18 protein-coding genes and 1 tRNA gene are annotated in these 17260 nt (G+C 53.2%); all 19 read right to left on the reverse strand.

The annotated features are described in order from the left end of the window. Positions 1 to 100: 100 nt before the first annotated feature. Complete coding sequence (locus tag ACESZP_RS09420) at positions 101 to 856, reverse strand: TraX family protein (protein ID WP_499708862.1); 756 nt, start codon at positions 854 to 856, stop codon at positions 101 to 103. Then, positions 849 to 1517: an LbetaH domain-containing protein gene (locus ACESZP_RS09425; protein WP_178038158.1), complete on the reverse strand. Its 669-nt coding sequence runs from the start codon at positions 1515 to 1517 to the stop codon at positions 849 to 851. Before ACESZP_RS09425 ends, ACESZP_RS09420 begins: the two co-directional genes overlap by 8 nt. Continuing rightward, complete coding sequence (locus ACESZP_RS09430; protein WP_499708863.1) at positions 1514 to 3556, reverse strand: DNA topoisomerase; 2043 nt, start codon at positions 3554 to 3556, stop codon at positions 1514 to 1516. Before ACESZP_RS09430 ends, ACESZP_RS09425 begins: the two co-directional genes overlap by 4 nt. Positions 3557 to 3604: 48 nt before the next feature. After that, positions 3605 to 4579: an RluA family pseudouridine synthase gene (locus ACESZP_RS09435; RefSeq protein WP_499708864.1), complete on the reverse strand. Its 975-nt coding sequence runs from the start codon at positions 4577 to 4579 to the stop codon at positions 3605 to 3607. Between the two features lie 57 nt (positions 4580 to 4636). Then, entirely contained in the window at positions 4637 to 5923 is a 1287-nt protein-coding gene (locus tag ACESZP_RS09440; protein ID WP_499708865.1) for a nucleotidyltransferase, read from the reverse strand. Next, positions 5920 to 6054, reverse strand: coding sequence for a hypothetical protein (locus tag ACESZP_RS09445; protein ID WP_349164047.1), 135 nt, complete (start codon positions 6052 to 6054; stop codon positions 5920 to 5922). Before ACESZP_RS09445 ends, ACESZP_RS09440 begins: the two co-directional genes overlap by 4 nt. Before the next feature lie 85 nt (positions 6055 to 6139). Beyond that, complete coding sequence (locus tag ACESZP_RS09450) at positions 6140 to 7504, reverse strand: DUF711 family protein (protein WP_178038162.1); 1365 nt, start codon at positions 7502 to 7504, stop codon at positions 6140 to 6142. A gap of 21 nt (positions 7505 to 7525) precedes the next feature. Continuing rightward, positions 7526 to 7795: an ACT domain-containing protein gene (locus ACESZP_RS09455; RefSeq protein ID WP_178038163.1), complete on the reverse strand. Its 270-nt coding sequence runs from the start codon at positions 7793 to 7795 to the stop codon at positions 7526 to 7528. Between the two features lie 19 nt (positions 7796 to 7814). After that, positions 7815 to 8612: an MBL fold metallo-hydrolase gene (locus ACESZP_RS09460; RefSeq protein WP_178038164.1), complete on the reverse strand. Its 798-nt coding sequence runs from the start codon at positions 8610 to 8612 to the stop codon at positions 7815 to 7817. Positions 8613 to 8679: 67 nt separating this feature from the next. Then, positions 8680 to 9312, reverse strand: coding sequence for a dephospho-CoA kinase (coaE, locus tag ACESZP_RS09465; RefSeq protein WP_178038165.1), 633 nt, complete (start codon positions 9310 to 9312; stop codon positions 8680 to 8682). A gap of 1 nt (position 9313) precedes the next feature. Continuing rightward, positions 9314 to 11974, reverse strand: coding sequence for a DNA polymerase I (polA, locus tag ACESZP_RS09470; RefSeq protein ID WP_499708866.1), 2661 nt, complete (start codon positions 11972 to 11974; stop codon positions 9314 to 9316). Beyond that, complete coding sequence (locus ACESZP_RS09475; RefSeq protein WP_178038167.1) at positions 11971 to 12300, reverse strand: zf-HC2 domain-containing protein; 330 nt, start codon at positions 12298 to 12300, stop codon at positions 11971 to 11973. The genes polA and ACESZP_RS09475 overlap by 4 nt, the downstream gene beginning before the upstream one ends. A gap of 233 nt (positions 12301 to 12533) precedes the next feature. Continuing rightward, positions 12534 to 12616, reverse strand: a tRNA-Leu gene (locus ACESZP_RS09480). Positions 12617 to 12672: 56 nt separating this feature from the next. Next, positions 12673 to 13605 carry an RluA family pseudouridine synthase gene (locus ACESZP_RS09485; RefSeq protein ID WP_499708867.1) on the reverse strand — a complete coding sequence of 311 codons (933 nt, stop codon included), beginning with the start codon at positions 13603 to 13605 and terminating at the stop codon, positions 12673 to 12675. Then, positions 13598 to 14110, reverse strand: a complete 513-nt coding sequence (lspA, locus tag ACESZP_RS09490; RefSeq protein ID WP_499708868.1) for a signal peptidase II — start codon at positions 14108 to 14110, stop codon at positions 13598 to 13600. Before lspA ends, ACESZP_RS09485 begins: the two co-directional genes overlap by 8 nt. A 12-nt stretch (positions 14111 to 14122) precedes the next feature. Continuing rightward, positions 14123 to 15232, reverse strand: coding sequence for a 3-dehydroquinate synthase (gene aroB, locus ACESZP_RS09495; RefSeq protein ID WP_499708869.1), 1110 nt, complete (start codon positions 15230 to 15232; stop codon positions 14123 to 14125). 25 nt (positions 15233 to 15257) lie between these two features. Continuing rightward, positions 15258 to 16013, reverse strand: a complete 756-nt coding sequence (locus ACESZP_RS09500) for a YlmH family RNA-binding protein (RefSeq protein WP_499708950.1) — start codon at positions 16011 to 16013, stop codon at positions 15258 to 15260. Positions 16014 to 16015: 2 nt separating this feature from the next. Beyond that, positions 16016 to 16534, reverse strand: a complete 519-nt coding sequence (locus tag ACESZP_RS09505; protein ID WP_178038170.1) for a cell division protein SepF — start codon at positions 16532 to 16534, stop codon at positions 16016 to 16018. Positions 16535 to 16558: 24 nt separating this feature from the next. Next, a complete protein-coding gene (locus ACESZP_RS09510) occupies positions 16559 to 17251 on the reverse strand; it encodes a YggS family pyridoxal phosphate-dependent enzyme (RefSeq protein ID WP_349164140.1) in 693 nt (230 codons plus the stop codon). Between the last annotated feature and the right edge of the window lie 9 nt (positions 17252 to 17260).

The following is a 17260-nucleotide window of genomic DNA, read 5'->3' on the forward strand; positions in this document are numbered from 1 at the left end:
TTTCAAATGCATTTCCTATTTTTATAAGGAAAGCCTGTCGTAAAATGTATCACTCACATTTTACGACAGGCTTTTCTCTCAAATATGCTCTTTTAGAATGTCATATTTTTCCAATCACGTATGGCAGGACAAAATTTCCAAGCCCCCACAGCGCCAGCAGATGCACCGGATAAAACCAGTAGAAGAAATATTTGGGCTGATGGCCGCGTTTTCCATTGTAGAGAAGCAGAACCAGGAAGCCGGGCAGGGCGTAGAGTTCTATCCGACCGCCCACTGCCAGCAGAACATAGGAGACGGCCAGCGCCGCTATTCTGTTTTCCTTCAAAAGGTACATTACCGTAATGACCAACACGCCGGTGGCGCCATAGTCAGTATTGCAAACTTCTGCCAGAATTGCCGCCGCGCCCAAGGCCGCCACGCCGCGCCATTCCCGGCCTGCGCTTTTCCGGAAGATCTGGATGGCCAAAAGGCCCAGCGCCAGGGTACAGAAAACATTCTGATGTGCCCACCATGGGAAATGATTTCGAAGCGCCAGATCAAAGGGGAGCTCCGACACCAGCGCAAAAACCAGCAACCGACGGGCATATTTTCCAATATCACGGGTATGAACCGCACCCTCCACCAGCAGGAAGCAGAAAATCGGGAAGGCTGAACGGCCAATATAGCGCAGGATACGATCGATGCTCCACCAGAATTCCATATGTTCGATCATCCCGGCCAGCGGTGAATTTCCATAGCCATTCAGGACAAAAATCTCCAGGAGGCTCGCGCCCACATGGTCTGCGAGCATCAGCAAAATGGCAAGCCATTTCAGAGTACTCCCTGAAAACGGCCTGCCAGTCTCTCTCTTATTCATGCTTTTCGGCAACCTCACCCTGCTTCTTATAGATGGAGTTTGCCGGTACGACGCCGCGCACGGAAGACAGCGGATAAATGTTGGTATGCGGACCGATGACAGTTCCCGGATTCAGGACAGAGCCACAGCCCACCTCTACCTCATCGCCAAGCATGGCGCCGAATTTCTTGATACCGGTTTCGATATCTCCCTCCGGAGTGTGAACCTTTACCAGCTTCTTATCGGATTTTACGTTCGAAGTGATGGAGCCTGCGCCCATATGGGACTTATAGCCCAGGATCGAATCACCCACATAATTGTAATGAGGTACCTGCACCTTATTAAACAGAATCACATTCTTAAGCTCTGTAGAATTGCCGACAACTGCTCCCTCTCCCACCAGGGCGTTTCCGCGAATAAACGCGCAGTGGCGCACTTCCGTATCCTTGCCAATGATGCAGGGACCGGTGATGGACGCGGTGGGCGCCACCTTTGCAGAGCGGGCAATCCAGATGTTCTCTCCGCGTTTCTCATACTCTTCCTCGCTGAGTGTCGCGCCCAGCTCCAGAATAAAATCGTGAATCTTCGGCAGGGCCTCCCAGGGGTAGGTGACACTCTCAAGAAGGGGCGCAGCCAGGGTTTCACTTAAGGTATACAGCTCTTTTACTTCCAATGCTTTCATTTCTTCTTCGTCTCCTTTTTCTCACTTTTCTGGGTTTTATAAAAACGGGCGGACGCATCAAAGCAGGGGCGTAGGGCCCTGCGGTAATCGGCGGCAAGCACCGCCTGCGTCTTATCCGTAATGTACTTTTCCAGCTTCTGCATGTAATAGTCTTCGGTAATGGTTCCTTCGGCCATCTGGGTCAGTCCCTTCTCCCAGCTGGCCGTCAGTTCCGGATTCAAAAGTCCGTAGATGGAAGCCCGCACCACGTCGAAAATCATTTCCCCCAGAAGGGTCGGCGTGATAATCTGGGTCTTTTTATTCAGGGCAATGTACTTATTATTGACTAACTTTTTCAGGATCTCGGCCCGGGTGGCGCTGGTGCCGATGCCGCTGCCCTTGATTTGTGCCCGCAGCTCCTCGTCCTCAATAAGCTGACCGGCGTTTTCCATGGCCAGAATCATGGAGCCGGAGTTATACCGCTTGGGCGGCGACGTCTCGCCCTCTTTGATGTGGAAACCGCTGACTTCCACCGAATCACCCTTCTTCAGATGCTTCAGGAGCTCCAGGAATTCCGCGTCCACACGCACATCCTCGGTCTCCTCATTTTCCGCGTCCGCCTTCTTCTTTGCAGCATCCGCTGTGCCCTGGGGCAGCATCTTCAGATACCCTTCGTTCAACAGCACCTTGAAGCCGGAGAAGAACCGCTCGCCCCGCACCTCGGTTACTAACTGCACCTTCTGGTATTCCGCCGCCGGATAAAAGATGGCCAGGAAACGCCGGGCAATTACCTCATAGATCTGCTCGGATACCGGATTCAGACTTCGAAGCGCTGAGAGCCCCTGCCCCGTCGGCACGATAGCGTAGTGGTCTGTAATCTGCTTATCGTTGACATAGCGGGTCTTGGCGATGCCTTTCCAGGCCGTACCATTCAGAACCTCCTGCGCGTACTCCGACAGCTTTCCGTAAGAACGTAAGCCCCCGATATTTTTATAAATTTCCTTCGCCACGGCGCCGGACAGCACGCGGGCGTCCGTTCGGGGATACGTCACCAGCTTTTTCTCATAGAGCTCCTGCACCACCCGCAGAGTTTCGTCGGGACTCAGCTTAAAACGCCGGGAGCATTCATTCTGGAGCTCTGCCAGATTAAATAAAAGCGGCGGATTTTTCTTTTCCTTTTTCCGCTCCATGGACGTAAGCACTGCCCGCACCGGCTTTTCTTCTTCCAGAAAATGAATCAGGCTCTCCGCGTCCTCCTTCTTCTTATATCCGTTTTCCTTATATAACTTATGCGGCTCGCAGTAAGTGGAGCCCGATACAGCCCGCCATTCCCCCTCAAAGCTGCGGCCATGGAGTCCGAAATCTCCCAATACCCGATAAAAAGGCGTCTTTACAAACTCCCGGATCTCCCGCTCTCTGCGCACCACCATGCCCAGCACACAGGTCATCACGCGACCCACGGAAATAACCGTATAGCGGGTATTCAGATAGTTGGAAATGGTGTCGCCGTATTTGAGGCTTAAAAGGCGGGAAAAATTGATACCCATCAGGTAATCCTCTTTGGCGCGCAGGTAAGCGGCGCTGGCCAGATTGTCGTATTCCGACAGTTCCTTTGCCTCGCGGATACCGCGTAAGATCTCTTCCTCTGTCTGAGAATCAATCCAGACCCTGCGGCGCTTTTTCCCTTTGACGCCGGCCATCTGCTCCACCAGACGGTAGATATATTCTCCCTCCCGCCCCGAGTCGGTGCAGACGTAGATGGTCTCCACGTCCGGCCGGTTCAGAAGGCCGCTTACAATGGTATACTGCTTTTTCACCGAAGGAATGACCTCATACTTGAATTCCTTCGGCAGAAACGGCAACGTGCTGAGACTCCATTTTTTCAGACGCTCGTCGTAGACCTCCGGGTAGCTCATGGTCACCAGATGACCGACACACCAGGTCACGATAGCGTCCTCACCCTCCAGATAGCCGTCCCTTCTGGCAGTCTGAAGCCCCAGCGCCCTGGCAAATTCCTGGGCCACACTGGGCTTCTCTGCGATATATAGTGATTTTGACATAAGTTCTCGCTTTCTATGTAATGTCCCCGGCTCCCCGGAAGACTATGGCTATTCTAACACATCTGCCATGAATCTGGCAATGTCTTTCGGAATGGGTGCCTCGACGTGGATGGGTTCTCCGGTGAAGGGCAGACAGAAATCCAGGCTGACGGCGTGAAGTGCAGTCCTGTTCATCCGTGTTCCGCACCCTTCCTGTGCCTTTGCCCTGCTTTCCGGCCTGGCGCTGCCGACTACTTTGCCATACAGAGAATCACCTGCCAATGAACAGCCGATGCTTTGCATATGCACCCGGATCTGATGAGTGCGGCCCGTCTTCAGGCGCAGCTCCAAAAGGGCTGTATTCATAAATTCCCATTTTTTTACAGTTTTATAGCAGGTCTTCGCGTATTTTCCATGTATGTCCCCTGTCGGACATATCTGCATCCGGGTCTTATCCGCCGGATCCGGCGCCAGCCATTTTTCAACCGTTCCCTGTTCCGGCTCCGGAATCCCGTCCGTCAGCGCCAGATAAGTCTTATGAAGCCTTCCCCGCTCCCGCTGCTGTTCCAGCCGGGCCGCCGTTGTGCGATTTTTCGCCGCCAGCACCACACCGGAAGTGTCCTTGTCCAGGCGGCCGACGATGCGGATGACACCCTCTTCCCCCTTTTCCCGTAAATAATGTACCAGGCGGTTTGCGAGCGTATCCGCCTCAAAGGTCCGTCTGCCGGAAGGGTGTACCGGGATGCCGGAAGGCTTGTTTACCACCACCACATCCATGTCCTCATACAGAATCTCCAGCGGCGCGTTGGAAGCCTTCAGATGCCCGCTCACTGCGTCCGGTTTTTCCGTCTGCACTGTCACCTGCTGCCCCTTTCGCACCTGCGCCGTCACTTTTTGCCGTTCTCCGTCCACGCAGATACCGTCCTCCAGAAACTTGGCCCGGCTGATTTCCTTCTTTGCAAGACCCATGCCTTCCCGGAGAAAATGATAGAGGGTAGAGCCGTCGTATTCTGTTGATACTGTTTTTTGAATGCAATGACGCATAATCGAAGCTGTTCCCCCTGTTCATTCCGCATATTTTCCCTGGCCGGTCTTTCTCTGTCAGGGCAGAATCACCGGCGTCCTCGTATATTCATTCGCAAGCGCTTTCCCTGTCTTCAGAGCTTTGGCCGCCTCGTAGAGATGAGCTGCCGCCACATCCTGCTCAAACAACGCCCGTTGTTCCTCTGACAATATTTTCGCCGCGTCCGCCGTCTTTACCAGAAGCGGCGAAGCGCTCTCCCACTTCACTGCCGAAAGCAGCTTCCCGGCGCTTTTTCGAAAGCCCAACGCCCGCAGGTAAACCGGATAATCCGCCTCCCGGCGCTCCTCAAGCTTCTTCTGCGAAAGCCCCAGCAAAATATGACACAGTGCCCGGGTCACACGCGTATGGGTCACCTGCCGGGTCTTTATCCGGTCTGCAAAGCTTTCTGCCGAGGTAAAGGTCAGACGGTTCTTGCAGATCCGCACGGCCAGCTCTTCTCCCACATCCTGCATAGCTGCCAGTTCTTCCTGAGAATCCGTCAGCAGCCGGTAAAAAAGCTGCGGTGAAAAATCATTCCAGGAGAGCGTTTCATTCCTTTGGAGCGCCTGTGCGAGCAGGACTGCAGATTCTTTCGGAAGCTGCGCCGCAGCCTCCAAAGGCAGGGTTTCTCTCCCGAATCCCGCCACCGCATGCCGGATGGCCGAGGCTGACGCCATCGCCGTGTCCAGGGTCAGCTCATGATATCCTGCTGCCTCCCGCCGGATGGTCAGAGGCTTCATCCTGCTGCTTTTATGAAGCAGCGCCCGCAGATATTCCACGCCGAGGATATTATTGGGAGAATCCAATATGTCAGCTTTCCGGCGGCAATCCGCGTCGTCGGCGGAACACGGCAGAATCCGCTCCGTGCTGTTCCAGTACTCCTCCGCCGCCCGGCTTCTGGCCGCCGGAAAGCTGACTCCCTGCTTCAGATAAGACCGCAAGGTCTCCCGATAGAGGGGCGGCTCCTCCTCAAAAAGTCTCGCATAACGCCAAAGGCTGTCCAAATCGCCCGTCTCGCTTCCAAAGCAAAGTGCGTCTACACAGCCCAATTCCTCCAACACCGCCACCGCTCCCCGGGCAAAGGTTTCCGCGCTGCCGGTGGCATAGGATACCGGCAGCTCCAGCACCAGATCCGCGCCGGAACAGAGTGCCATCTCCGCTCTCAGATATTTGTCTGTCAGAGCCGGACATCCCCGCTGTACGAAATCGCCGCTCATGACAATGACAGCAAAATCAGCCCCGGAAAGCTCCTTCGCTTTCCGAAGCTGATAAGCGTGTCCCTTATGAAACGGATTGTATTCTGCTATGATTCCGACCGTCTTCAAAGGTTCTTACCCTCCCACGTCTTATACAAAATCCAGACCCGCAGCGTCTTTTTCAGAGATACCATATACACCGGAAGGGAGTCGATCATGGTTCCATCGATATCAAACACCAGATGGCTGTATTTCTTCATAAACGCTCTCCTTTTCTCTTATCGAAACAGGATAAAACACGGCGCAGACATTTGCGTGCCGCGCCGTATCTCTTCTGTAAATATGTTAGTTCTTAAAGGAATGAATCGGCGCCGGAATCCGCCCCTTGCGGCTCACAAACGCGTCGCAGGAAAACTGATTGACCGGAATAATCGGCGCATAGCCAAGAAGACCTCCAAACTCTACTGTCTCGCCCACGCCTTTACCGATAACCGGAATCAGACGGACCGCTGTAGTTTTCTGGTTGATCATGCCAATGGCCATTTCGTCAGCGATGATACCGGAAATGGTACTGGCCTTGGTGTCGCCCGGAATGGCAATCATATCCAGACCTACAGAGCAGACGCAGGTCATGGCCTCCAGCTTCTCGATGGTCAGGGCGCCTGCTTTCACGGCGTCGATCATACCCTGATCCTCGCTGACCGGAATGAAAGCTCCGCTTAAACCGCCCACGTAGGAGGACGCCATGACGCCACCCTTCTTCACCTGATCATTTAACAGGGCCAGGGCTGCCGTGGTTCCCGGCGCGCCGCAGCGCTCCAGTCCGATCTCCTCCAGAATCTCCGCCACGCTGTCACCGATGGCCGGGGTCGGAGCCAGAGAAAGGTCGATGATACCGAAGGGAATGCCCAGACGTCTGGAAGCCTCCTGAGCTACCAGCTGACCCACACGGGTTACCTTGAACGCAGTTTTCTTGATGGTCTCGCAGAGCACCTCAAAGCTCTCACCGCGCACTTTACTTAACGCGTGCTTTACAACGCCCGGTCCGCTGACGCCCACATTGATGATGGCGTCTGCCTCGGTCACGCCATGGAACGCGCCCGCCATGAACGGGTTGTCGTCCGGCGCATTGCAGAATACTACCAGCTTGGCGCAGCCAAGGGAATCCTGCTCTTTGGTATACTCGGCGGTCTGTACCACCATTTCACCCATCAGACGTACCGCGTCCATATTAAGGCCCGTTTTTGTGGAGCCCACATTGATGGAGCTGCAGACACGTTCCGTCTTCGCCAGAGCCTCCGGTATGGATCGAATCAGGTTCTCCTCACCCTTGGTCATGCCCTTGGATACCAGAGCAGAATAACCGCCGATGAAGTTCACACCCACCTCTTTGGCCGCTTTATCCAGAGTCACAGCCAAAGTCACGTAATCCTCCGGCTTCTTGCAGGCCGCCTCGCCGATGGTGGCGATGGGGGTGACAGAAATTCGCTTATTTACAATGGGAATGCCGTAATCGCATTCGATTTCTTTTCCAACTTTTACCAGATTTTTGGCTACGGTTGTGATCTTATCATAAACCTTCTGATTCAGACGGTCGAGATCGGCGTCGATACAGTCCATCAGGCTGATGCCTAAGGTGATGGTACGCACATCCAGATTGTCCTGCTCAATCATCTGGTTAGTCTCTTTTACTTCGTATAAATTAATCATGAAAAGCGGCTCCTTTCCCGGTTAAATGCGGTGCATTTTGTCGAAGATTTCTTCCTGCTGGCACTTGATCACTACGCCGATCTCTTCGCCGAGGGCAGCCAGTTCACCGGTCAGCTTCTCGAAGGATTCCACTTTTCCGGTATCCACGATCATCATCATGTTGAAATAGCCCTGTACAATAGTCTGGGAAATATCCAGGATATTGACCTGATTTTCTGCAAGATAGGTACACACTTTTGCGATAATGCCGACGGTATCTTTGCCTACTACGGTGATAATGCTTCTTTTCATAATATCCTCCTTTGTGTCGTTAGACTGCTACGCATTCTGACTGTTCGTCCCGGCTCGCCACCCACATGGGGAAATCGCCCGGTTTGTATGGACTTTCATTCAGCATCAGCTCCAGCTTCACGGTCTCATAGGCCAGCTCCGCGTAATTATTTTCCTTGCTGAGATGTCCCAGGAATACGGCCTTCATGTTGTCGTGAAGCACCTGGCCCAGAAGCTTTCCGGCGGACTCGTTGGATAAGTGTCCCCGGTCGCCTGCGATGCGCTGCTTCAAATAATAGGGATACGCGCCCACCTGAAGCATATGAATGTCATGGTTCGCCTCAAGCAATAATACATCAAGATCCTTCAAATGGTCAATAGTATAATCGGTATAAACGCCAAGATCTGTGGCTACCGCCATCTTTTTTTCCCCACAGGCCACCCGGTAAGCCACCGGCTCCGCCGCATCATGGGAGATGCGGAAGGGGGAAATGGTCAGATCCCCGAGGATGAAATCCTCATCCGCATGAATTTCGCGGAACAACTCTCCGTCAATCTTACCCAGGTTTGTCATGGCCTTTACGGCCTCCGCGGTGCCCGGCGTGGTGTAAATCGGTACGCCGTATTTGCGGGACAGAACGCCCAGACCCTTAATGTGGTCGGAATGCTCATGGGTCAGCAGAATGCCGTCCAGATCCTTTCCGGTCAGCTCCAGGTTATTGAGTCCCGCCTCCACCCGTTTTCCGCTAATGCCTGCGTCAATCAGAATATGGTGTTCTTCCGAACCTATGTAAATACAGTTGCCGCTGCTGCCGCTGGCGATGCTGCATAGTCTCATGTTACTTTCTTGCTCCTTTTTATCCTTCTGTCATGTATCACGATTCTGTCCGGATAACCTTGTACGATTATCGGAATGTCCCGGATTCCTGATGCGTTGTGTGAATTCCAAGTTTTCCCAGCAGTATATCCACCCGCTCATAAACAGCCTCTTTCGTGCTGTTGTTGTCGATCACCTGTGCGCAGTGGGTCCGGAATTCCGCGTCCGTACACTGTTTCCGGAAAATGGCATCTATTTTCTCGTCCGAATAGCCTCTGGACTCCTTAAGTCTCGCCCTTCGAATCTCCGGTTCTGTATAGATATACCAGAATTCTTCGCAGAGCTCCTCATAATGATCCTCGATAAGCAATGCTGCCTCTACTACAAAGAGCGCGCACGCACCCTGCTGCCGTTCCTTCTCGATCTCCCGGCGGATCCAGTTTTTGATGGCCGGATGCATCAGCTCATTCTGCCAATCCAGTTCCTTTTTATCCGCAAACACAATCTTTGCCACGGCGGCCCGGTCAAGCTGTCCGTCCGGGGTGAGTACACGCTCCCCGAAATGCGCCCGAATCTTCTCAAAGCACTCCATGCCAGGCTCCATCAGAAGGTGGCCCACCTCGTCGGCTTCCACCACCCGTACGCCTGAAATGGCCGTCAGGTACTTCAAAATCGCGCTTTTTCCGGCTCCCACTCCGCCTGTAATTCCGATTACTCTCATCTTAATGCGCCTCGTACCAGTTTTTTCCCTGCTTCATATCGATTTCCAGCGGAACAGAAAGCTCTGCCGCACCTTCCATCTCCTCGGACAGGATCTGTTCCACCGCGTCCAGCTCTTCCGTAGAAGCCTCGAGCAGAAGCTCGTCGTGTACCTGCAAAAGCAGGCGGGACTTTAAGCCCTCGGCTTTCAGCCGCTGGTCCACGCGAATCATGGCGATCTTAATGATATCCGCCGCCGTTCCCTGAATCGGCGCGTTCATGGCCACCCGCTCGCCAAAGGAGCGCTGCATGAAGTTCGAGGACTTCAGCTCCGGCATGGGGCGTCTGCGGCCGAACATAGTCCGGGCATAGCCTTTTTCTTTGGCCTCCGTCACACAGGAATCCAGGAATTCCTTAATCTTCGGATAGGTCTCAAAATATTTCTGAATATACTCCTGGGCCTCTTTCCGGGCGATACTCAAATCCTGAGACAGGCCGAAGGAGCTGATGCCATATACGATACCAAAGTTGACAGCCTTGGCATTTCTTCGCTGGAGATCCGTCACCTCGTCGAAGGGAATGTGGAACACCTGGGACGCAGTCAGCCGGTGGATGTCCTGGGCCTCCCGGTAGGCGTGAATCAGATTTTCATCGCCGGACATATGGGCCAGCACTCGCAGCTCAATCTGGGAATAATCCGCATCCACCAGCACACAGCCATCTTTCGGGATAAAGACCTTGCGAATCTGCCGTCCCAGCTCCATGCGAATCGGGATGTTCTGCAGATTCGGCTCCACGCTGCTTAAGCGGCCTGTGGCCGTGATGGTCTGCTGGAAGGTGGTGTGAATCCGCTCATCCGGGCCGATGTAAGCCGTCAGACCGTCCGCATAGGTGGATTTGAGCTTTGTAAGCTGCCGGTATTCCAGAATGTCCGCCACAAACGGACACTCCGGGGCTAACTTCTCCAGCACTTCAGCGGAAGTGGAATAGCCGGTCTTGGTCTTTTTGCCGCCCTTCAGTCCCATCTTGTCAAATAAAATAACGCCCAGCTGCTTGGGAGAATTGATATTGAAGGTCTCCCCGGCCTCCTTATAGATCCGGGTCTCCAGCTCGCCGATACGGACAGCCAGCTCGTCGCCGTAGCTCTTCAGAGCCTGCGCGTCCACCCGGACGCCCTCCTGCTCCATGCCAAAAAGAGTCCAGACCAGCGGCATTTCCATGGTCCGGTACAGATCTTCCATGCCTGTCTCCTGTAAATGCGCCAGTAACACCGGCATGGACTGATATAAAACGTAGGAAGAGTAGCCGCCGTAGATACGGAAGGCCCCGGTCTTTTCTTCCAGCACTTTCGTTAGTTTATCCTTACCAAATAGTTCTGCATAGGAGGGAATCGTAAGGCCCGCATACTCCCTGGCCAGCTCCTCATAGGCATAGCTGTCCTTCAAAGGATTCAGCAGATAGGCCGCGATCTCCGCGTCCAGAAAAGCACCCTGCTGCTCTTTGTCCACATTTACACCATGGGCTGCCAGGCGCTTTAACTCTTCTTTTAATTTCAGGGTTGCGATCTCCGGTACCTTCGCGAAGATCTCACCCAGACGGCCCAGCAGCCAGTCTGCGGTCACAAAACCCGCCACCGGAATCACGTATGTCTCTTTCTCCGACAGGGTCAGGGAAAGAGACAGTATTTCATCCCCCTCCCGGTGAATGGCAAAGGCCAGACGGAGCGCGGCTGCCGCCTTATTCAGCACCTGATCCGCCTCGCCGAAGTCCTCGATCATCCGGAAGGTTTTCTCGATCTTATCATTGGCCGGGGCGTCCACCTGAAAACGGGACAGCATATTTTTGAACTCCAGCCGCTTGATCAGGGCGTAGGCTTCCTGGGTGTAGATGTTGCCCAGCTTCGCCATGTCCCAGTCGTAATCATAATCGCAGTCGATGTTGATGGTGGCCAGCGCCTTGCTCATGACCGCCATGTCATAATGCTCCTGCAGCGCATTTTTCGCCCGATTGGGCTTGATCTCCTCCACATGGGCGTAGGCGTTTTCGATATTGCCGTACTGAACGATCAGATTCGTGGCGGTCTTCTCGCCGATGCCCGGAACGCCGGGGATATTGTCGGCAGAATCGCCCATCAGGGCCTTCAGCTCGATGATCTGAAGCGGGGTCACCTGATACCGGTCAATGACGTCCTGCGTGTTATAATTCTCGGTCTCAGTCACACCTCCTTTCGTCTTTGGCAGGCGGATGCGAATATGCTCGGTGGCCAGCTGCAGAAGATCCCGGTCGCCGGACAGTACCGTCACCTCCATGCCCAGGGCCTCGCTTCGTTTCGCCACGGTTCCCAGGAGATCGTCCGCCTCCAGACCGGCCTTTTCCATGGTCGCGATGCCCATGGCGTGCAGCACGTCTTTCAGCACCGGCACCTGCTCATGAAGCTCCGCCGGCATGGGTTTTCTGGTGCCCTTATAGGCGTCGTACATCTGATGCCGGAAGGTAGGCGCCTTCACATCGAAGGCCACCGTCAGATAATCGGGCTTTTCCTCCTCCAGCACCTTAAATAATGTATTCAGAAATCCGTAAATGGCATTGGTGTGAAGTCCTTCCGAATTGGTCAGATCAGTTACGCCGTAAAAGGTGCGGTTGATGATGCTGTGTCCGTCCACCAGCAGTATTTTTTCACTCATAGTTTTACTATCTCCATCACGATAATTGCCACAAGAGCCGCCATAGCCAGCACCTGTGATACCACATAATACACGTTCAGGAGCACCCGTCCCCGCACCCGCTGCTCTGACGCGTGCAGTGCCTCCTGTAGAAGATTGTGCATATCCCGGCCTTCATTTTCCCCATCCAGCTGGGACAGGCCCGCGTAAATGGTGTAATAGATCTCCAGCTCCTCATAGCAGCTCTTGCATGCGTTGATATGCTCCAGAAACGGCCCCAGCTGCTTGTCCGTCAGCTCGTCGTTGATATAGGGCATAATCATCTGTTCCACTTCTTTGCAGGTCATAAGCGGGGCCTCCTTTCGCAATATACGTTCTTTCATAAAACAAAGCCGCGGACTGCATAAAGTTCCACGGCTCGCAGATCAGATTTTATTATAGCACAGATGGCTGGGATTATACAAGGTATCGGGAAGAAATCCCTGCGGGTTCAAATCCCGCTGCCGGATTTTTCCCTGATTTTCATGCGAAAAAAGCTCTGTAAAACCATTCGTAGGTCTTACAGAGCTTTTTCTGAGCCTGCCGGCAGCGGGACTTGAACCCGCACATGGTCACCCACAACAGATTTTGAGTCTGCCTCGTCTGCCATTCCGACATGCCGGCATGTGCTGTATCAGCAACTAACTTATTATAGCACAGGTTTACGTCAAGCGCAAGCCCTAACTTCCACTCTTCCGCAATTTTTCCAACAGCTTCTCGAAATATTCCGGCAGGGGAGCTTCAAATTCCATGTATTCGCCGGTGGTCGGATGAATGAAGCCCAGCACCATGGCATGCAGGGTCTGACCCTCCAGCTTAAAGGGGGATTTGGCGCGGCCATAAATTTCATCTCCCAGCAGCGGATGTCCCAGGCTCGCCATATGGACGCGGATCTGATGGGTCCGGCCTGTCTCCAGCCGGCACTCGATATAGGTGTAGTTGCCAAAACGCTCCAGAACCCGATAATGGGTCACGGCACGCTTGCCGCCACTACGGACGATGGCCATCTTCTTGCGGTCCTGGGGATGACGGCCAAGGGGCGCGTCCACGGTGCCCTCGTCCTCCTTCAGATTGCCGCAGACAATAGCGCGATATTTTCTTGTGATGCTGTGTTCCTTCAGCTGCTCTGCCAGGGCATTATGCGCTCGGTCGTTTTTGCAGACGATCAGAACGCCCGTGGTATCCTTGTCAATGCGATGGACGATACCTGGCCGCAGCACGCCGTTGATGCCGGACAGATCGCCCCTGCAATGGTACATGAGCGCATTGACCAGCGTCCCTGTATAGTGTCCCGCCGCCGGATGCACCACCATATCTTTCGGCTTATTAATGAGAATCACGTCGGAATCCTCATAGAGAATATCCAGCGGAATATCCTCCGGCAGAATTTCCGGCTCCTCCGGCTCCGGAATGGTAAGCGCAATCAAAGCGCCGGCCGCTGTCTTCGTGCTGGCCTTGACCGGTTTTCCATTCATTTGCACGCTGCCATCCTTCAGAAGCTTCTGCAGATAAGAGCGGGTAATATCCGGCAATTGTTCTGCCAGATACTTATCAATCCGAACACCTGCGTCCTCCGGACTCACCGTAAGCCGCTGTAATTCATTTTCATTCATGCTTCTTTTTCAGGCTTAAAAAGCCCAGCTCCTCATCCTTGTATACAAAGAGAATCAACACGGCCAGTAAAATCGCGCCCGCAGTCACATAACAGTCGGCCACGTTGAAAATCGGAAAATCAATCAGTTTGAAATACAGGAAATCCACCACATAGCTCTGAGCCATCCGATCAATCAGATTGCCCACCGCACCTGCGCCAAGCAGGACACCTACCACGCGCAGCGGCAGATATTTCTTATCCTCCGGCATACGATTGTAATAAAAGGCCAGCACCACCAGCACCAGGACGGTACAGAGCAGGAAAATAAGCTTCTGTCCCTGGAGAATCCCAAAAGCGGCACCCCGGTTTTCCAGGTAGTGCAGTTCAAATACGCCATCCCAGATCACGAAAGGCTTCTGATTCATCAGATATTTCACTGCCAGCAGCTTCGTCCACTGATCCAGGGCAACGAGAAGCACTGCCGTCACAATGCCAATCAGATTATATTTCGTCTTTTTATTCATGTCTTTCTTCCCCTATACGATTGCCTCGCCCAAAATCCACCGAATCGCCTCCAGAAGCTCCTCATCTGTCAGCGTCCGATCCACAAAGGCGTCTCCGATATGCCGCAGCAGCACAAATTTGATACTGCCTGCGTCCATCTTTTTATCCGATTTGGTCGCCTTTAAAATCTCCCCGGCAGAAAGTCCATCCGTCCGCACCGGAAGACCGAATTCTTTCAGACCTTCACAGATATAGACCAAATCTTTCTCGGAAATCAATCCCTGCTTCCAGGACAGATATGAGGCCGCCGCTGTTCCAATGGCCACACATTCCCCATGGGACATGCTGAAATTCTTCAGCTTTTCCACCGCATGTCCGATGGTATGGCCAAAATTCAGGAGCGCGCGTTCGCCCTGCTCAGTAGGATCCTGTTCCACCACCGCACGCTTTACCTTGCAGCTCTCCTCAATCATCGGAAGCAGAAAATCCATATCGTGCTCCCGGATAGCCCGCTGGTTTTCCAGCAGCCACTGAAAATACTCCCCATTCTTAATCAGGCCATGCTTCAGAATCTCTCCCATACCGGAAGCAAACTGCCGCTCCGGAAGGGTCTTAAGCACCGCCGGGTTGATGTATACCAGCCTCGGCATATGGAACGCGCCGACCATATTTTTATAGCTGTCGAAGTCCACACCGGTCTTGCCGCCGATGCTGCTGTCCACCTGGGATAACAGGGTTGTGGGAATCTGGATAAAGCCGATGCCGCGCAAATATGTCGCCGCAGTGAAGCCAGTCAGATCGCCTGTTACGCCACCGCCCAGCGCTACCAGCATATCCTTGCGGTCATAATGCTTCTCGATCAGATAGGCGTAGACCTGGCGCACCGTATCCAGTGTTTTATACTCCTCGCCCGATGGAATCGTGTAGAGCTCCACAGTATCTGTCACCTTCAAAAGCTCAGCCCGCACCGCTTCCCCATAAAGCTCTCCGGCCTTCGCGTCCGCCACGATACAGAGCTTCCGACCTTCCACTCCCAGGGTCTTTACCTGCTCGCCAAGCTTCGTAAAATCCGCTTTCAGAATAATATTATAACAGAACTTCCCATCCTTTCGAACCGGAAGCACACGCATATTTTCGTCCATATCGATGTCCTCCATCTTCTGTCTCTCAGATATATCTCCACAGGGTCACATACTCCCGGCCTTTCTTTGACTGGCCTCCCGTTCCCTGAAACCGGAACCGTCCCATGCCCCGCACGGACACCAGATCACCTTCTTTGGGTTCATAGCCGTTAGATGTGACTAATTTACCGTTTACAAAGACCTTGCCGCCCTCGATGAGTCCGGTCAGGCTGCTGCGGGAAGCATTAAACGCCAGCGCCAGCAGCTTGTCAAGCCTTACCGACGCCACCGTACCGCCCACCTCTTTGTATTTAGGCTCATAGTGAAAGTCTTCCGCTTCCACCTGCTCCACATAGACGCTTGTGTGCCGGATCCGGGTCAGATTTTCCCGGATAAAATCCGCCATCCGTTCCAGGCAGAACAGATAAGCCGCGTCGTCCTCTACGAGAATATCCCCCAGGCATGTTCGTTCCAGCCCCAGATTCAAAATTGCTCCCAGATAATCCCGATGATTTAAGCTTTCCGCAAACTTCACGTTCAACGGTGTGATTTTCAGGCAGCAAATCGGATAATCAGCATAAAAGACAGGAGCCTCAGGACGAAATACCGCTATCTGACGCTCCGCCAATTCATAGCCGCCGAAACTCTCCATCTTCAGATAGGAGAACTCCGGACGCAGGCTCTGAAAAATATTCAGTTCATTTAGATTCAGAAAGTCGGAAAATACAACAATCCCGCGCTGATAGGCCGTACGGGCCAAATCCCGGAAATGCTTTTCCAGCTGTTGTTCTTCTCTTGTCATCATTACTTATTATACACAGACGGAAGATCCAGGGAACCGCTTAAAATATCCTGCAGATCACCGGAGATATCCACATTCTTCGGCGTAACCAGGAAAATGTAACCGGACACCTTCTGCAGATGACCGCCAATGGCATAGCAGCCGCCGGAGGTAAAATCAATAATCCTCTGAGCCACATCCACATCCAGTCCCTCAAAATTCAGGACTACGGTGCGGTTGCTGAGCAGGGTATCCATAACCTCCAGAGAATCCTCGTAGCTGGTCGGCTTAATCACACAGACCTCCATGCCGTTACCACTTCTTCTCTGGGCCTGTCGAATCGGAGTTACCTTGGCAGATTTTGCGGAAGCAGCATCCTCCGGAAAATCATCCTCTGCGTCCTCGTCCTTCTTTTTCTTAAAAATGCTTTTCTTAGGCTTATCGTCGTAGTCGTCCTCGTAGTCGTAATCATCCTCATAATCGTCGTACTCGTCGTCACCGCCGAGCTTCATGACATCCAGAAATTTATCGATTACACTCATACCGCTGTCTCCAATCTATTCTTTTTAGATATTGTAATTTCTTTCTCCGAAAATGCCTGTCCCCACGCGCACCATGGTAGCGCCTTCTTCGATAGCTACCTGATAATCGCCGGTCATGCCCATGGACAAGACATCCATAGATACATTATCAATATTTTTGTTCTTGATGTCAACAGATAATTGCTTTAATCTGGAAAAATGTACCCGGTTCTCCTCCGGATCTTCCACATAGGGCGCTATGGTCATCAGCCCTTTTATCTGAATGGACGGAAGCTTGGCGATTTCACGCACCAGACCTTCCGTTTCCTCCAAAGTGACACCGAACTTGCTCTCCTCGCCGGCTACATTGACTTCGATAAGCACCGGAACCGTGACACCTTTCTTCACGCCCTCTTCGCTGATGGTCTCTGCCAGCCGCATAGAATCCACGGAATGAATCAGGCAGGCTTTATCCACCACATATTTGACCTTATTGCGCTGCAGATGGCCGATCAGGTGCCAGTGAATATCTTTCGGCAGCACCTCGTATTTGTCCACAAGCTCCTGTACCTTATTTTCCCCGAAATCCCGTGTGCCGCCCGGAAGCAGTTCCTCAATCATCGACACGGGCTTGGTCTTGCTGACCGCAATCAGGGTCACCTCATCCCGGGAACGTCCTGCGCGCGCACATGCCTCGCATATATGCTTCTCTACCTCTGCAAGATTTTCCACTACCATACTCATATT

Source organism: Candidatus Dorea massiliensis AP6, from assembly GCF_964245105.1.
In the GTDB taxonomy this organism is placed as follows: domain Bacteria; phylum Bacillota; class Clostridia; order Lachnospirales; family Lachnospiraceae; genus Laedolimicola; species Laedolimicola intestinihominis.

Coding starts and splice junctions, on each gene's coding strand:
- ACESZP_RS09430 (WP_499708863.1), bottom strand. CDS start 3,556: ATGTCAAAATCACTATATATCGCAGAGAAGCCCAGTGTGGCCCAGGAA.
- ACESZP_RS09445 (WP_349164047.1), bottom strand. CDS start 6,054: ATGAAGAAATACAGCCATCTGGTGTTTGATATCGATGGAACCATGATC.
- ACESZP_RS09435 (WP_499708864.1), bottom strand. CDS start 4,579: ATGCGTCATTGCATTCAAAAAACAGTATCAACAGAATACGACGGCTCT.
- lspA (WP_499708868.1), bottom strand. CDS start 14,110: ATGAATAAAAAGACGAAATATAATCTGATTGGCATTGTGACGGCAGTG.
- polA (WP_499708866.1), bottom strand. CDS start 11,974: ATGAGTGAAAAAATACTGCTGGTGGACGGACACAGCATCATCAACCGC.
- ACESZP_RS09425 (WP_178038158.1), bottom strand. CDS start 1,517: ATGAAAGCATTGGAAGTAAAAGAGCTGTATACCTTAAGTGAAACCCTG.
- ACESZP_RS09455 (WP_178038163.1), bottom strand. CDS start 7,795: ATGAAAAGAAGCATTATCACCGTAGTAGGCAAAGATACCGTCGGCATT.
- ACESZP_RS09420 (WP_499708862.1), bottom strand. CDS start 856: ATGAATAAGAGAGAGACTGGCAGGCCGTTTTCAGGGAGTACTCTGAAA.
- ACESZP_RS09475 (WP_178038167.1), bottom strand. CDS start 12,300: ATGACCTGCAAAGAAGTGGAACAGATGATTATGCCCTATATCAACGAC.
- ACESZP_RS09510 (WP_349164140.1), bottom strand. CDS start 17,251: ATGGTAGTGGAAAATCTTGCAGAGGTAGAGAAGCATATATGCGAGGCA.
- ACESZP_RS09460 (WP_178038164.1), bottom strand. CDS start 8,612: ATGAGACTATGCAGCATCGCCAGCGGCAGCAGCGGCAACTGTATTTAC.
- ACESZP_RS09500 (WP_499708950.1), bottom strand. CDS start 16,013: ATGACAAGAGAAGAACAACAGCTGGAAAAGCATTTCCGGGATTTGGCC.
- ACESZP_RS09450 (WP_178038162.1), bottom strand. CDS start 7,504: ATGATTAATTTATACGAAGTAAAAGAGACTAACCAGATGATTGAGCAG.
- ACESZP_RS09505 (WP_178038170.1), bottom strand. CDS start 16,534: ATGAGTGTAATCGATAAATTTCTGGATGTCATGAAGCTCGGCGGTGAC.
- coaE (WP_178038165.1), bottom strand. CDS start 9,312: ATGAGAGTAATCGGAATTACAGGCGGAGTGGGAGCCGGAAAAAGCGCG.
- aroB (WP_499708869.1), bottom strand. CDS start 15,232: ATGGACGAAAATATGCGTGTGCTTCCGGTTCGAAAGGATGGGAAGTTC.
- ACESZP_RS09485 (WP_499708867.1), bottom strand. CDS start 13,605: ATGAATGAAAATGAATTACAGCGGCTTACGGTGAGTCCGGAGGACGCA.